12 protein-coding genes are annotated in these 15,563 nt (G+C 60.4%); 4 read left to right on the plus strand and 8 right to left on the minus strand.

The window, feature by feature from the left end; genetic code table 11:
* Nucleotides 1-214 precede the first annotated feature (214 nt).
* Both JBE38_RS19940 and glyA read left to right on the plus strand, forming a co-directional pair.
* Complete coding sequence (locus tag JBE38_RS19940) at nt 215-4,066, plus strand: sensor domain-containing protein (RefSeq protein WP_205344962.1); 3,852 nt, start codon at nt 215-217, stop codon at nt 4,064-4,066.
* 158 nt (nt 4,067-4,224) lie between these two features.
* On the plus strand, nt 4,225-5,478 hold the full coding sequence (gene glyA, locus JBE38_RS19945; RefSeq protein WP_205344963.1) for a serine hydroxymethyltransferase: 1,254 nt from the start codon (nt 4,225-4,227) through the stop codon (nt 5,476-5,478).
* A 183-nt stretch (nt 5,479-5,661) separates the two neighbouring features.
* Here glyA and yjiA read toward each other — a convergent pair whose 3' ends face one another.
* The 3 genes from yjiA to JBE38_RS19960 all read right to left on the minus strand — a co-directional run bounded on the left by yjiA (nt 5,662) and on the right by JBE38_RS19960 (nt 9,052).
* Nucleotides 5,662-6,621, minus strand: a complete 960-nt coding sequence (gene yjiA, locus JBE38_RS19950; RefSeq protein WP_205344964.1) for a GTPase — start codon at nt 6,619-6,621, stop codon at nt 5,662-5,664.
* Nucleotides 6,622-6,772: 151 nt separating this feature from the next.
* The gene (locus tag JBE38_RS19955) at nt 6,773-6,970 is read right to left on the minus strand and encodes a YbdD/YjiX family protein (protein WP_003194308.1); all 198 of its coding nucleotides are present in this window, start codon (nt 6,968-6,970) and stop codon (nt 6,773-6,775) included.
* 15 nt (nt 6,971-6,985) lie between these two features.
* A complete protein-coding gene (locus tag JBE38_RS19960) occupies nt 6,986-9,052 on the minus strand; it encodes a carbon starvation CstA family protein (RefSeq protein ID WP_205344965.1) in 2,067 nt (688 codons plus the stop codon).
* 173 nt (nt 9,053-9,225) lie between these two features.
* Here JBE38_RS19960 and JBE38_RS19965 point away from each other — a divergent pair, with 173 nt between their 5' ends.
* Complete coding sequence (locus tag JBE38_RS19965) at nt 9,226-9,594, plus strand: PilZ domain-containing protein (protein ID WP_205344966.1); 369 nt, start codon at nt 9,226-9,228, stop codon at nt 9,592-9,594.
* A 4-nt stretch (nt 9,595-9,598) separates the two neighbouring features.
* Here JBE38_RS19965 and JBE38_RS19970 read toward each other — a convergent pair whose 3' ends face one another.
* Genes JBE38_RS19970 through katB form a run of 4 tightly spaced genes read right to left on the minus strand, consistent with a single transcriptional unit; the run spans nt 9,599 to nt 13,892 of the window.
* Entirely contained in the window at nt 9,599-10,336 is a 738-nt protein-coding gene (locus tag JBE38_RS19970) for a hypothetical protein (protein WP_205344967.1), read from the minus strand.
* Between the two features lie 16 nt (nt 10,337-10,352).
* The gene (radA, locus tag JBE38_RS19975) at nt 10,353-11,720 is read right to left on the minus strand and encodes a DNA repair protein RadA (RefSeq protein ID WP_205344968.1); all 1,368 of its coding nucleotides are present in this window, start codon (nt 11,718-11,720) and stop codon (nt 10,353-10,355) included.
* Nucleotides 11,721-11,755: 35 nt separating this feature from the next.
* Nucleotides 11,756-12,295: an ankyrin repeat domain-containing protein gene (locus tag JBE38_RS19980; RefSeq protein ID WP_060752311.1), complete on the minus strand. Its 540-nt coding sequence runs from the start codon at nt 12,293-12,295 to the stop codon at nt 11,756-11,758.
* A 55-nt stretch (nt 12,296-12,350) separates the two neighbouring features.
* Nucleotides 12,351-13,892, minus strand: coding sequence for a catalase KatB (gene katB / locus JBE38_RS19985; protein ID WP_205344969.1), 1,542 nt, complete (start codon nt 13,890-13,892; stop codon nt 12,351-12,353).
* Nucleotides 13,893-14,179: 287 nt separating this feature from the next.
* On the opposite strand from katB, the gene mscL reads away from it, so the two are divergent.
* Nucleotides 14,180-14,596 carry a large-conductance mechanosensitive channel protein MscL gene (mscL, locus tag JBE38_RS19990; RefSeq protein ID WP_060752313.1) on the plus strand — a complete coding sequence of 139 codons (417 nt, stop codon included), beginning with the start codon at nt 14,180-14,182 and terminating at the stop codon, nt 14,594-14,596.
* 39 nt (nt 14,597-14,635) lie between these two features.
* Here mscL and JBE38_RS19995 read toward each other — a convergent pair whose 3' ends face one another.
* Nucleotides 14,636-15,412, minus strand: a complete 777-nt coding sequence (locus tag JBE38_RS19995) for a ferredoxin--NADP reductase (protein ID WP_060752314.1) — start codon at nt 15,410-15,412, stop codon at nt 14,636-14,638.
* Nucleotides 15,413-15,563: the final 151 nt, after the last annotated feature.

Here is a 15,563-nt window from a genome sequence, read left to right on the forward strand (position 1 = left end):
GTTGACGGAAATCAATGCCTGCGTGCGGAAAAAGCCTGAATGTCTGGGGCTGGAACGCCCCCGCGTAACCGGCAAAGCTACCTCAATGCGCTTGGTCAGTCCAGCCAAGCGGGACTGGCACTTTGCCACAACTCAAGGCATGCTAGCCGCCCTTCGGGCGTCCGGCTTATAGTGCACGTCGCGCGCCAGTCCAGCCAAACCGCAGGATCACAGCTTGTCCAAAGTCACGCCGCCAATTCCCTTGCGCGCCGCTCATATTGCGCCGGGAGCGCCCCTGCACGGCACCCTCAAAGGCGCGTTGGCGACGCTTGTCCTCATGCTGCTCGCCCTATTGTTCTGGCAGTTGCTGGACCAACTGCAGCAAAACCAGAAAAACCAGCAGCAGTACACCATCGATTACAGTGCCGACCTGGCTGAACAGATCAGCCTGAACATGGCCCTGAGCGCGCAGATCGCTCTCAACCTGCTGCCCATTGTCGAGCCGCCAAGCACTCCCGAGCAGCAACAGGCCTTGATGCGCAGCTTACAGCGCTCCTTGCCGGAGCTGCGCAGCTTCGCCCTGCTCGCGCCCAGCGGCGCGATGATCAGCGATACCGCCAGTGACAGCCAGGACGGCGCCTGGCTGGAAGAACTGGTCAAGCGCAGCCATTCCCAGTCCTATTACCTGAGCAACAACAAGGACGGCACCCTCATTTATCTGCTGCTGCACCAGCCCAGCGGCGGCTCGAAGGTGTATTGGGCCTTGCGCCTGGCCCCCAGCTACCTGACCAACCTCACGCCCCAGGACGGCCAGGGCCCGCGCCCGATGTGGGCGATTGAAAACCGCCTGAACCAGCGCGTAGTCAGCCGTGACAGTGGAATGCCGGCTCACTGGCCTGCTGCGCTGACCCCGGACGAGTTGGATAAAAGCGTGCTGGTCACGCCCTTGAGCAAAAGCGACTGGCAATTGCGCGGGCTGTTCGACCGCAGTGCGGTGCTGGAGCAACTGCTGCCGGCGTTTATCGGCAAATGCCTGCTGGGCCTGGCCTTCTCGCTGGTGCCGGTGATCGTGCTGCTGAACATGCGCCGCCGCCAACGCCAGGTGCATGAAGGCCGGCGGCGCTATCAGGACATTTTCGAAGGCACCGGCGTGGCCCTGTGCGTGCTGGACTTGTCGGGCCTCAACAGCTTTTTTGACAAGCCCTACCTGCAGACCCGCGAGCAACTGAATCTTTGGCTGCAAGACAACCCCCACGGGCACAAGCAGTTGCTCAAAGAGTTACGCATCACCGAGGTCAACCAGGTTGCGGTGCGCCTGCTCAATGTGTCGTCCTGCGAGGAAGCCTGGCAGCGGTTGATCAATGACTGCCCGGACAACGCCACGTCCATCGGCCACCAGATACTCGAAGCGTTGCGCACTCACCAGAACCAGCTGGAGCTGGAAATCCGCTGCAAGGACCTGGCCGGCAACGAGCAATACCTGTGGCTGGTCATGCGCCTGCCGGAGCAGCAGGACGATTTTAATGCGGTGATCCTGAGCATCAGCGATATCACCAGCCGCAAGCTGATCGAGCTGTCGCTGGTGGAGCGCGAAAGCTTCTGGTCGGACGTGGTGCGCACCGTGCCCGATCACCTGTATGTGCAGGACGTCATCAGCCAGCGCATGATCTTCAGCAACCACCATTTGGGCCACACCCTGGGCTACAACAAGGCCGAACTGCAGCAAATGGGTGAGTATTTCTGGGAAATCCTGCTGAACCCCGAAGACGCCGAGTACTACCACGACCTGCGCCAGCAACAGCGCCAGGCCGGTTATTCGACCCAATTGCAATGCCAGCTGCGCTTTCGCCATCGCAATAACCAGTGGCGGCGCTTCGATATCCGCGAGCAAGCCCTGGCACGCGACAAGAGCGCAGTGGTCACGCGGATCATCGGCGTGGCCAAGGACATTACCGACCAGATCGAAGCCAGCGAATCCCTGCGCGACAGCGAGCAACGCTACCGCATGCTGGCCGAGAGCATCAGTGACGTGATCTGCTCCACCGACAGCCAACTGGCCCTCAACTACATCAGCCCGTCGGTCAACGCCGTGCTCGGGTATGACGTGGACTGGGTGTTCAAGAACGGCTGGCAGTCGATTATCGCCAACCCGCAGCAATTGACCGGCATTTATACCCTGATGGAGCAAGTCAGCCGTGCCCTGGGTGATGCCGACGCACTGAATACCCTGCGCGATGAGGTACAGACCCAGTTGTTCCTGTTCGACTGCCTGCGCGCCGATGGCCGCAAGGTGCCGATCGAGTTGCGCCTGGTGCTGGTGTGGGATGAGCACGGCGCGTTCGAAGGCATCCTCGGCGTGGGCCGCGATATCAGCCAGCAACGCCGCGCGGAGAAAGACCTGCGCATGGCGGCCACGGTATTCGAACACTCGACGTCGGCGATCCTGATTACCGACCCGGCGGGCTATATCGTGCAGGCCAACGAGGCGTTCAGCCGGGTCAGCGGGTATGACGTGGCGGATGTGCTCGACCAGTTGCCCAACATGCTCACCGTCGACGAACAACAGGAAGCTCACCTGCGCTACGTGCTCAAGCAGTTGCACCAGCACAGCACCTGGGAAGGCGAAGTGTGGCTCAAGCGTCGCAACGGCGAACATTATCCGGCCTGGGTCGGCATTACCGCCGTGTTCGACGATGAAGGCGACCTGGCCAGCTACGTGTGTTTCTTCAGTGATATCAGCGAGCGCAAGGCCAGCGAACAACGCATCCACCGCCTGGCGTATTACGACGCCCTGACCCACCTGCCCAACCGCACGCTGTTCCAGGACCGCCTGCACACCGCGTTGCAGTCGGCCGAGCGGCAAAAGTCGTGGGTGGTGCTGATGTTCCTCGATCTCGACCGTTTCAAGCCGATCAACGACTCCCTCGGCCACGCCGCCGGCGACCGCATGCTCAAGGAGATGGCCACCCGCCTGCTGGGCTGTGTCGCCGAGGACGACACCGTGGCACGCATGGGCGGCGACGAGTTCACCTTGCTCCTGCAACCGCGGGTCAGCCGTGAGATGGCGTTGAACCGTGCGATCACGGTGGCCGAGCAGATTCTCGCCAGCCTGGTGCGGCCTTTTGTACTGGAAGGCCGCGAGTTTTTCGTGACCGCCAGTATTGGTATCGCCTTGAGCCCGCAGGACGGCAACGAGCTGAGCCAGCTGATGAAAAACGCCGACACCGCGATGTATCACGCCAAGGAGCGCGGCAAGAACAACTTCCAGTTCTACCAGGCCGACATGAACGCCAGCGCCCTGGAGCGCCTGGAGCTGGAAAGCGACTTGCGCCACGCCCTGGAGCAGAACGAATTCGTGCTTTACTACCAACCGCAATTCAGCGGCGACGGCAAACGCCTGACGGGCGCCGAGGCCCTGTTGCGCTGGCGCCACCCCCGTCGCGGCCTGGTGCCACCGGGGGACTTTATCCCGGTGCTGGAAGAGTTGGGCCTGGTGGTGGATGTGGGCGACTGGGTGCTCAGTGAAGCCTGCCGTCAACTCAAGACCTGGCACCACAACAAGGTACGGGTGCCCAAAGTCTCGGTGAACATCTCGGCGCGGCAGTTCTCGGATGGCCAGTTGGGTGAACGCATCGCCACCATCCTCAAGGACACGGGCCTGCCGCCGGCGTGCCTGGAGCTGGAGCTGACCGAAAGTATCCTGATGCGCGAGGTCAACGAAGCCCTGCAAATCCTCGCCGGCCTGAAAAACCTGGGCCTGAGCATTGCGGTGGATGACTTCGGCACCGGCTATTCGTCGCTCAATTACCTCAAGCAGTTTCCCATCGACGTACTGAAGATCGACCGTACCTTTGTCGACGGCCTGCCGTCAGGCGAACAGGATGCCCAGATTGCCCGCGCCATTATCGCCATGGCCCACAGCCTGAACCTGGCGGTAATCGCTGAAGGCGTGGAAACCCATGAGCAACTGGACTTCCTGCGTGAGCATGGCTGTGATGAGGTGCAGGGTTATCTGTTTGGGCGGCCGATGCCGGCCAACCGGTTCGAGGCGCAGTTCAGCAATGATGCGCTGTTCATGTTCGACTGAACTGGCCTCATCGCGAGCAAGCCCCCTCCCACACAATGGCACCGCTGATCCGTGGATGAGCCCCACTTGTCCGCGACATGATGTCCTTTCATATGCCATCTAAAACCCATTGAGTTAGAATGCCTTCCTTTTCTGCCCCCCGATCCTTGAGGACCGCCATGTTCAGCCGTGATTTGACTATTGCCAAGTACGACGCCGATCTCTTCGCCGCCATGGAGCAAGAAGCTCAGCGCCAGGAAGAGCACATTGAGCTGATCGCTTCGGAAAACTACACCAGCCCTGCGGTGATGGAGGCTCAAGGTTCGGTTCTGACCAACAAATACGCCGAAGGCTACCCAGGCAAGCGCTACTACGGTGGTTGCGAGTACGTCGACGTGGTCGAGCAGTTGGCGATTGATCGCGCCAAAGAACTGTTCGGTGCCGATTACGCCAACGTCCAGCCGCACGCCGGCTCCCAAGCCAACAGCGCGGTGTACCTGGCCCTGCTGCAAGGCGGCGACACCATCCTGGGCATGAGCCTGGCCCACGGCGGTCACCTGACCCACGGCGCCAGCGTTTCCTCCTCCGGCAAGCTGTACAACGCCGTTCAATACGGTATCGATGCCAACGGCCTGATCGACTACGACGAAGTCGAGCGCCTGGCGGTTGAACACAAGCCGAAAATGATCGTGGCCGGTTTCTCTGCCTACTCGCAGATCCTGGATTTCCCACGCTTCCGCGCTATCGCTGACAAAGTCGGCGCTTACCTGTTCGTCGACATGGCCCACGTGGCGGGCCTGGTCGCCGCAGGCGTCTACCCGAACCCAGTGCCTTACGCTGATGTGGTCACCACCACCACCCACAAGACCCTGCGCGGTCCACGTGGCGGCCTGATCCTGGCTCGCGCCAACGCCGACATCGAGAAGAAGCTGAACTCCGCCGTCTTCCCAGGCGCCCAGGGTGGCCCGCTGGAGCACGTGATCGCGGCCAAGGCGATCTGCTTCAAGGAAGCCCTGCAGCCTGAGTTCAAGGCTTACCAGCAACAAGTGGTGAAAAACGCCCAGGCCATGGCCAAAGTGTTTATCGACCGCGGCTTTGACGTGGTATCCGGCGGTACTGAAAACCACCTGTTCCTGCTGTCGCTGATCAAGCAGGACATTTCCGGTAAAGATGCTGACGCTGCCCTGGGCAAAGCCTTCATCACCGTGAACAAGAACTCGGTACCGAACGACCCACGTTCGCCGTTCGTCACCTCCGGCCTGCGCTTCGGCACCCCGGCTGTGACCACTCGTGGCTTCAAGGAAGCAGAGTGCCAGGAACTGGCCGGCTGGATCTGCGACATCCTGGCTGACCTGAACAACGAAGCCGTGATCGACGCGGTCCGTGAGAAGGTCAAAGCCATCTGCAAAAAGCTGCCGGTATACGGCGCTTGATTGCAGTGGTTTGAATAAGAAGCCCGGCTCCAGAGCCGGGTTTTTTTATGCCAATTTGAATATGAAATGCCATCAACTGTGGGAGGGGGCTTGCTCCCGATTGGCGGTATGTCAGTGATAGATAACTGCCTGGCACCCCGTCATCGGGAGCAAGCCCCCTCCCACAGTTGCCTGTATTTCAAGTCAGGATTGGTAAACCTGCTGGAACCCGTCGCGAATCTTCTGTTCCGGCAACTCATCGGCAATGAACACGATCACACTCTCCCGCGCCTCGCCCTCGGCCCATTCGGTATCCCAATCGAACCCGTACAGCTTGAGCACGCCCTGGAACACCAGGCGTCGATCCTCCCCGGCAATGTTCAGCACGCCTTTGTAGCGCAGCAGTTGCTTGCCGTGATCTTCGAGCAACTCGTTCATGAACGCGCTGAGACGATCGATATCCAGCGGCTGGTCGGTGCGCAGCACCAGGCTTGAGATGCGGTCGATGGAAGGCGCGGCACTCACCGGGCGCAGTGTCATGCCGGCGTTGAGGTTGAAACCGCGCACATCGAGCAGTTCGGCCAGATCGATGGCGCCATGGTCCACCACACGAATCGGCGCACGGCGGTTGATGCGGGTCAGGCGCTGGCTCAGGGCGTCAAACGTCGCGTCATCCACCAAATCACGCTTGCTCACCAACAGGCGATCGGCGAAACCGATCTGCGCCTGGGCGATGGTCTGGGTCAGGTGATGTTCGGCATGGGCGGCGTCCACCAGGGTGATGATGCCGTCGAGGATGTAGCGCTCGCGCAGTTCTTCGTCGATGAAAAACGTCTGGGCCACGGGCGCGGGGTCGGCCAGGCCGGTGCATTCGATCACCAGGCGGTCGAAGGCGATCTCACCGCTGTCCAGGCGTTCAAGCAGCAGGTACAGGGCTTTGGTCAGGTCGGTGTGGATGGTGCAGCACACGCAGCCGTTCGACAGGGTCATGACTTGCACCGGCTCATCACCCAGGAGTTGGGTGTCGATACCGGCGTTGCTGAATTCGTTTTCGATCACGGCGATTTTCAGGCCGTGCTCGGCTTTTAGCAGGTGCCGCAGCAAGGTGGTCTTGCCGGCGCCCAGGAAACCGCTGAGGACCGTGACCGGAATGGGAGAGGACAAGCGCAATTCTCCTGAAGCAATACATAAACAAATGTGGGAGGGGGCTTGCTCCCGATAGCAGTGCTTCAGTTAACACATTCGTCGACTGTCACACCGCTATCGGGAGCAAGCCCCCTCCCACAGTAGAAAACCGCCAACCCGCGCTAACGGGTCAGCAGCACTTGGGCCCACCCTTGCCACCGTAACGGGCCTCCTGGCGTTCCCGGAAGAACGCCTTGTAGTCCATCACCGGTTTGTCCGGGTGTTTGGTTTGCATATGCTCGACGTAAGTGTCGTAGTCGGGCATGCCGACCATCAGGCGCGCGGCCTGACCGAGGTATTTACCGAGGCGACTGATGTCATTGAACATGATTGCAACCCTCGATTACGCGTCTGGTACAGCCTGGAATGGGGCTTCTTTATCCGTACGTTCCTTGTTGCCCCAGGCGGCGACACCCACCTTGAGCGCATAGAACAGGATACTGAACACCACAAACAGGAACAGCGCCGTCAGCGTTGCGTTGGTGTAGGCGTTGTAGATCACGTGCTGCATCTGGTCGATGCTCTTGGCCGGGGCCAGGATCTGGCCGTTCGCCAGGGCATCGCTGTACTTCTTGGCCAGCGACAGGAAACCGATCGCCGGGTTCGCGTCGAACAGCTTGATGAAGCCTGCGGTGGTCGTGCAGATCAGCAGCCATACCGCCGGCAGCAGGGTGACCCAGATGTAGCGTTGGCGCTTCATCTTGATCAGCACCACAGTGCCCAGCATCAGCGCGATACCCGCGAGCATCTGGTTGGAGATACCGAACAGCGGCCACAAGGTGTTGATGCCGCCCAGTGGGTCGATCACGCCTTGGTACAGCAAGTAACCCCACATCGCTACGCACCCTGCGGTGGCGATCAGGTTGGCGGTCCAGGATTCGGTGCGTTTGAGCGCCGGCACGAAGGAGCCCAGCAGGTCCTGCAGCATGAAGCGACCGGCACGGGTGCCCGCGTCGACGGCCGTGAGGATGAACAACGCTTCGAACAGGATCGCAAAGTGGTACCAGAACGCCATGGTGTTTTCACCCGGCAGTACGCTGTGCAGGATCTGCGCGATACCCACCGCCAGGGTCGGCGCACCACCGGCACGGGCCAGGATGGTGGTTTCACCAATGTCGTGGGCCACGGCCTGCAGCGCCTCGGGCGTAATCGCAAAGCCCCAGCTGCTGACGGTTTGCGCCACGGCCATCACATCACCACCGACCACGGCAGCCGGGCTGTTCATGGCAAAGTACACGCCTGGCTCGATCACCGAGGCGGCAACCATGGCCATGATCGCCACGAACGACTCCATCAACATGCCGCCGTAACCGATGTAGCGGGCGTTGGTTTCGTTATCCAGCAGCTTGGGCGTGGTGCCCGAGGAAATCAGTGCGTGGAAACCCGACACCGCGCCACAGGCGATGGTGATGAACAGGAACGGGAACAGGCCGCCCTTCCAGACCGGGCCGGTGCCGTCGATGAATTGGGTCAGGGCCGGCATTTTCAGCTCTGGCATGGTGACCAGGATGCCGATTGCCAGGGCGATGATGGTGCCGATTTTCAGGAAGGTCGACAGGTAGTCACGTGGCGCGAGGATCAGCCACACTGGCAGCACCGCAGCGACGAAACCGTAGCCGATCAGCATCCAGGTGATCTGGATACCGGTGAAGGTAAAGGCTTTGGCCCAGACCGGGTCGGCCGCGATCTGCCCGCCCAGCCAGATCGAACCCAGCAGCAGCAACACCCCGAGGATCGAGATCTCACCAATGCGGCCCGGGCGGATGTAGCGCATGTACACGCCCATGAACATCGCGATCGGGATGGTCGCCATCACCGTGAAGATGCCCCATGGGCTCTCGGCCAGTGCCTTGACGACGATCAGCGCCAGCACCGCGAGGATGATGATCATGATCAGGAAGCAGCCGAACAGCGCGATGGTTCCCGGGATGCGGCCCATCTCTTCGCGGACCATGTCGCCCAGCGAACGGCCATTGCGACGGGTGGACAGGAACAGCACCATGAAGTCCTGCACCGCACCGGCCAGTACCACACCGGCAATCAGCCACAGGGTGCCGGGCAGGTAGCCCATTTGCGCCGCCAACACCGGACCGACCAGCGGGCCTGCACCGGCAATCGCCGCGAAGTGGTGACCGAACAGAATATGTTTGTTGGTCGGCACATAGTCCAGACCGTCATTGTTGAGCACTGCGGGGGTGGCCCGCCGTGAATCGAGTTGCATCACGTTATTAGCGATGAACAAGCTGTAGTAGCGATAGGCAACCAGATAAATGGCCACCGCCGCGACCACAATCCACAAGGCGTTGATCGCCTCGCCGCGGCGCAAGGCCACTACGCCCAGGGCGCACGCTCCTACAATTGCCAGCACCAGCCAGGGTAGGTGGCGTAGCAGGCTATTATTATTTTTCATTTTTATATTCCAGCCAGGGTGGACAGAAGGACAGCCACCCCGAGTTTAGCGCTGTTGGCTTCAAAGACCACCCCCCTACGTTGGTCTAGAGCCTTGCAATGGCAAAAAAAGCAGAAAACCACGCCCGATGATGGCGCAGGGCTACACTGCTTCTATCCACAGAGGGATTCACCATGACCGAACACCCGCCTGAACGTCGCTGCTTCCGCCGGATCGCAATGGACGCTGTGACCGAACTTCGGCAAAACGGCCACGAATGGCCGGTTAAATTAGTGGACTTGTCACTGAAGGGTTTGGCAATAAAACGACCCGAAGCCTGGAAGGGTAACAAGGCATTACCGTTCGAGGTCGATATCCGCCTGGACCCAAAGGCGCACATCAAGATGCAGGTGAAACTGGCCCACGATGGCGACGACCAATTAGGGTTTGTGTGCAAGGAAATCGACCTGGAGTCGATCAGCCATCTGCGCCGGCTGATCGAGCTGAACCTGGGTGACCCGGAAGAACTCGAGCGCGAACTCGGCGCCTTACTGGAAGTGTGATCCCTCAGGGAAATGCGGTTCGTGCCGGGAAGTCGCTTTCCGTGTCCCAGTAACCCTGTTTCTGGCTTGAAGTGCTCTGCCATTGCCCGTCGACAAAGCGATAAGTCTGATAACGGGTGGTGAAATCATCCTCTTCACCTTCACCCTCGCCCTCCATGAAGCATGACACCTGCAATAGCTCATCCGGCCCGCCGCTGGCCGGATGAGCCACTTTCCAGGCCGCCTTGCCCGTGTGGGCCAGGGTCAACGGCTGGACTTTGCCCTCGGCATTCTTGTAGCTCATCGGCTTGAGTTGCTGTGTAGCCGGCTGCAACAGTTGGGTGGCCGGGCCGCTGTAGGTGCCCATCGGCGCGGTTTGATCAACGATCAAAAAATACACAGGTTCGGGCAGCCCGTTGAGCGCAGCTTTCTTGACCTTGGCCAACGGGTAGCCCAGGTCCTGCTGCGCGATCTCCTCACCGGCAGCCGACACCAGCCGCACGCGGGCTTCAAGCAGCGGGTTGTCGACCAGGTCGCCAGGCTCGTCAAACGAGTCTTCAAGCTGCCCGTTGCCCCAACTGTCCTTGTGCAGCTGCGGGCTGATGCGCTGGTCTTCCAGCACCTGCAACTGACGGCCCTCTTCGATCGTCAGCGTCTGCGCCAGGCGGTAACCGGCCGGTAGCTCCACAGCCCAGGCCATGGCGGGTGCGCCGACCAGCAGGACAAACAGGGCCGCGAGGCCCGGGTAACTCAATCGTTGCATAGCGTCCCTTCCCGATTTATTCGAACAGTGCGTCCAACGCCTGCTCCAGGCGCGTGACAGCAATAATTTGCAAACCTGCCGGCGACTCTTTAGGCGCGTTGCCCTTGGGCACGATAGCGCGCTTGAAACCATGCTTGGCAGCTTCCTTCAAGCGCTCCTGGCCACTGGGCACCGGGCGTACTTCGCCAGACAGGCCGACTTCGCCGAACACCAGCAGGTCATGGGGCAATGGCCGGTTGCGCAGGCTGGACATCACCGCCGCCATCAACGCCAGGTCGGAGGCGGTTTCCAGTACCTTGACCCCGCCGACCACGTTGAGGAACACGTCCTGGTCATGGGTGGGAATACCGCCGTGACGGTGCAATACCGCCAGGAGCATCGCCAGGCGATTCTGATCCAGGCCGAGGGTGACCCGTCGCGGGTTGGCCAAGTGGCTGTCATCCACCAGCGCCTGGACCTCCACCAGCATCGGGCGAGTGCCTTCCCACGTTGCCATCACCACGCTTCCCGGGACTTCTTCCTGGGCACGCGTCAGAAAAATTGCCGACGGGTTGGAGACTTCTTTCAACCCCCTGTCGGTCATCGCGAACACACCGAGTTCGTTGACCGCGCCAAAGCGGTTCTTCACCGCCCGCAACAAACGCAGACGACCATCGGATTCGCCTTCGAAATACAGCACGGTGTCGACCATGTGCTCAAGTACTCGTGGCCCCGCCAGCGCCCCTTCCTTGGTCACATGGCCGACCAGGAAGATCGCCGTACCGCTCTGCTTGGCATAACGCACCAGCAGCGCCGCGCTTTCGCGCACCTGGGACACCCCGCCCGGCGCCGATTGCAGTTGTTCGGTGAAAATGGTCTGGATCGAGTCGATCACCATGACCTTGGGCTTTTCGAGACGGGCCGTGGCAATGATGCTTTCGATGCAGGTCTCGGTCATCACCCGCAGTTGGTCCTGGGGCAAACCGAGCCGCCGGGCCCGCATGGCCACTTGCTGTTGCGACTCTTCGCCAGTGACGTACAGCGCCGGCATGCGGCTGGCGATGCTGCACAGGGTTTGCAGCAGGATGGTCGACTTGCCGATGCCCGGGTCGCCACCGATCAACACCACCGAGCCATCCACCAGGCCGCCGCCGAGCACGCGGTCCAGCTCACCGGATGCCGTGGAGAACCGCGGGATCTCCTCGACACTGACCTCGGCCAGCGTCTTGATCTGCGCCTGTTGCCCGGTCCAGCCGGCACGCCCGGCAGGCGCCGCCGCACCGCCGCTTTCGATCATGGTTTCAGTCAGGGTATTCCACGCGCCGCACTCGCTGCACTGGCCGGCCCACTTGGGAAAGGTCGCGCCGCACTCCGTGCAGCCGTACATGCGCTTGGCCTTTGCCATTTGAGAACCTCCAACCGAAAAACCGCGATGATAGCTCAGCGCGGCGCCGGGGTCCGGATTTCACCACTGGCCAATCGTGAAGCACTGTTGCCGATCGGGTCCTCGGCGTTGAGATCAGCGCCTTTGGCTTTCAGCGCATCCAGCAACTCGACGCGCTTGAACAAGCCGGCGTACATGGCCGCGGTCTGCCCGGCGCCATTGCGTTGGTCGGGGTTGCAGTCGGTGGCCAGCAGGCGCTGGGCGATTTTAAGTTCGCCCTTGAAGATCGCGCCCATCAGCGCGGTGTTGCCGCGTTTGTCCTGCACACAGGCGTCGGCGCCGGCGTTGAGCAAACGTTCCACGAACGGGCCCTGGCCGTGGTAGGCGGCGAGGATCAGCGCGGTGTAACCCTTGTCGTCCTGCGTATTGAGGCTGTAGCCGGACTCGATAAAGGTATTGAGCATGTCGAGGTCGCCACGGCGGGCGGCGTCAAAGTAATAATCCTGAAGCTGCGCCTTGAGTGCCGCCGGTTCAGGGGATTCGGCATGGGCGACAAACGCCAGCATGGCCATCAGCAAACCGATGGAAATTCGCATAGGGTTCTCCTGTCAGAGATCGACGCCCCAGGGAGCGTCGATCGGAACCAACGGATCAGTCAGTCAGTTTTTCAGCCAGCGCCTTCACACGCGCCAAATCACCCTTGGCGACCTTGGCCACGCCGGTGCCGTACTCCGGGTCGGCTTTGTAGAGGAACGACAGGATGATGTGCTTGCTCTCGTCATCGGTGGTGGCCAGGGAGCCGCCAAAGTTGTCGATCAAGTCCTGACGTTCTTTCTTGCTGTAGGAGCGGTACAGATCACCGGCCTGCTTGAAGTTCTGCTCACGCTGGATCTTCGCCTGCTGAGTGCTGCCCGACAGCGCCGACTGGCTGTAGCGCGCGGTTTGCGGCTCTTCCCGCGGCATCAGGCGGCTCGGCTGGTAGTTCACACCGGTGGTGGTCTTGCCGGTATTCATCGCGCCATCCTGGTTACCGTTGTTGACGGTCACCCGTGGGGCGTTGATCGGCAGTTGCAGGGCGTTCGGCCCCAGGCGGTACATTTGTGTGTCGGCATAGGAAAACACCCGACCTTGCAGCAAGCGGTCTTCCGACGGCTCGATGCCGGGTACCAGGTTGGCCGGGGCCATGGCGACTTGCTCGGTTTCCTGGAACACGTTGGCCGGGTTGCGGTTCAGCACCATTTGCCCGACTTTGCGCTCCGGTACATTCGGCCAGATCTTGGTGGCGTCCAGCGGGTCAAAATCAAACTTCGCCAGGTCTTCGGGCTTGAGCACTTGCACATACAAATCCCACTTGGGGAAATCGCCCTTATTGATATGGGTGACCAAGTCATTGGTCATATGGCTGTAATCACGGCCCTGTACTTCGGTGACTTGCTTGGGATCAAGGTTCTTGATGCCTTGCAGGCTCTTCCAGTGGAACTTGACGTAGTGCACTTCACCCTTGGCGTTAATCAACTTGTAGGCATGTACGCCATTGCCGTCCATTTCCCGGTAACTGGCCGGGGTGCCGGAGTCAGAGTACAACTCGGTCAACGTACGGGTGGACTCCGGTACATGGGAGAAGAAGTCAAAACGGCGTGAGTCGTCGTCCAGGTTAGTGCGTGGGTCCGGTTTGAAGGCGTGGACCATATCCGGGAACTTGATGGCGTCGCGAATGAAGAACGTCGGGAAGTTATTGCCCACCAGGTCCCAATTACCCTCGGCGGTATAGAACTTGGTGGCGAAGCCACGTGGGTCACGCAGGGTTTCCGGGGAATGGTTGCCGTGAACCACCGCAGAGAAGCGCACAAACACGGGGGTGGTTTCACCGGCGGCGAACACCTTGGCCTTGGTCAGGTCGCTGAGGTTATCCGTGACCGTGAAGGTGCCATGGGCGCCGGTGCCACGGGCGTGTACCACACGCTCCGGAATGCGCTCGCGGTCGAAGCGTTGCAGTTTCTGAATCAATTGCACGTCTTGCAGCAGTACCGGGCCGTTGGCGCCGGCGGTTTGTGAGTTCTGGTTGTCACCGACGGCTGCACCGTTGTCACGGGTCAGGTTGGCGGCTTGCACGGAGAGGGAAAGCAGGCTGGCGGTCACCAGTGCCAGCGCACTGCGCGCCGATACCGGCTTGCGGCGAATGAGAGTGTTCATCAAGGTTTCCTCTGGTTTTTTTAGTGCACATTCAGTTGTGCTTGCCAGAGGCTAGTGACCTGGGAGTCAGAAGATAAATAGAAAAACGCCACAGGGCCGATTAAGAAAATAATGTGGTAAACCACTGAATTCAGGCGTATTTCGCGCGCGATTGATGGCACTTTGCAAACTAATTACGATTTAATGTGTCGATAAAAGCCGTCAGTGTTAACAGTTGTGTCAAGCAAGCCTGCTGTGACTGACTTACACTGACCTCCACCCTTCTCATCTGTAACAAGGAATAACCTATGGGCGTGATCAGTGAGTTCAAGGCCTTCGCGGTCAAAGGCAATGTCGTCGACATGGCCGTCGGTATCATCATCGGTGCCGCCTTCGGTAAAATTGTTTCCTCGTTTGTAGGCGACGTGGTGATGCCTCCTATCGGCCTGCTGATCGGTGGCGTGGACTTCGCGGACCTGGCGGTGCAACTCAAGGCCGCACAAGGCGGCGCTCCGGCGGTGGTACTGGCCTATGGCAAGTTCATCCAGAGCATCATCGACTTTGTGATCATCGCGTTCGCGATCTTCATGGGGGTGAAGGCCATCAATCGTCTCAAGCGCGAAGAAGCGGTGGCTCCAACCTTGCCACCGACGCCGACCAAAGAAGAAGAGTTGCTCACCGAGATCCGCGACTTGCTCAAGGCTCAGAACAACAAGCCGCTTTAACCGATGCAACCCAAAGGCGCCCTTCGAGGCGCCTTTTTTCTACCAGTAGTTTTCCACGGCCACCTGGCCCGGACGACGGCTCAGGCTCAGTTGCAGATCGCGCTGCTTGAGCAATTGGCGTGTGTCGTCGACCATTTGCGGGTTACCGCAGATCAGTACGCGAGAGTGTTCCGGGGTTAACTCGACACCGGCCGCACGCTCCAGCTCACCATTTTCGATCAAGGTGGTGATGCGCCCATTCAGCGCACCCGGATGCTGTTCACGGGTGACAATGGGGATATAAGTCAGCTTGTGGGCGTGCTCAGCCAGGTACTCCCGCTCGCCCAGGGTGTGGATCAACGATTGGTAGGCCAACTCCTTGGCCTCGCGGGCGCTGTACACCAGCACGATACGCTCAAATTTCTCCCAGACTTCGAAGTCCTGCAGCATCGACAGAAAAGGTGCCACACCGGTCCCCGTGCCCAGCAGCCAGAGATCACGCCCATCCACAAAGCGGTTCAGGGTCAGGAAGCCGGTGGCCTGACGCTCCACCATCAGCGTATCCCCCACCTGCAAGCGGCTCAGCTCGCTGGTGAATTCGCCCCCCGGGACGACAATCGAAAAAAAGTCCAAGTGCTCGTCAAAGGGCGCAGACACGATGGAATAGGCGCGCCATACGGTGCTGCCATCCGCCTTGGTCACCCCCAAGCGCACGAACTGGCCGGCGGTAAACCGAAAGCCGGAGTCGCGCGTGGTGCGCAGGGTAAACAGACTGGGGGTCAGCGACTGCACGTCGAGCAAGGTCTGGCGGGTAAATTTCTCAGCACTGGCCGTCATGGGGAACTCCGTTTTGCACAGAGCCCTAGTGTCCCTCAAAGCAGCCTGCGCAAACACCGCTGATTTGTACTGGCATTGCCGAAGGGGTCGCAATGCGCACCGGTACAGATTTTGTCAATATCAAAAACAGTTGCCGATAACGGCACATTAG

Origin of the sequence: Pseudomonas sp. ICBG1301 (genome assembly GCF_016918385.1) — a bacterium.
GTDB lineage: Bacteria > Pseudomonadota > Gammaproteobacteria > Pseudomonadales > Pseudomonadaceae > Aquipseudomonas > Aquipseudomonas palleroniana.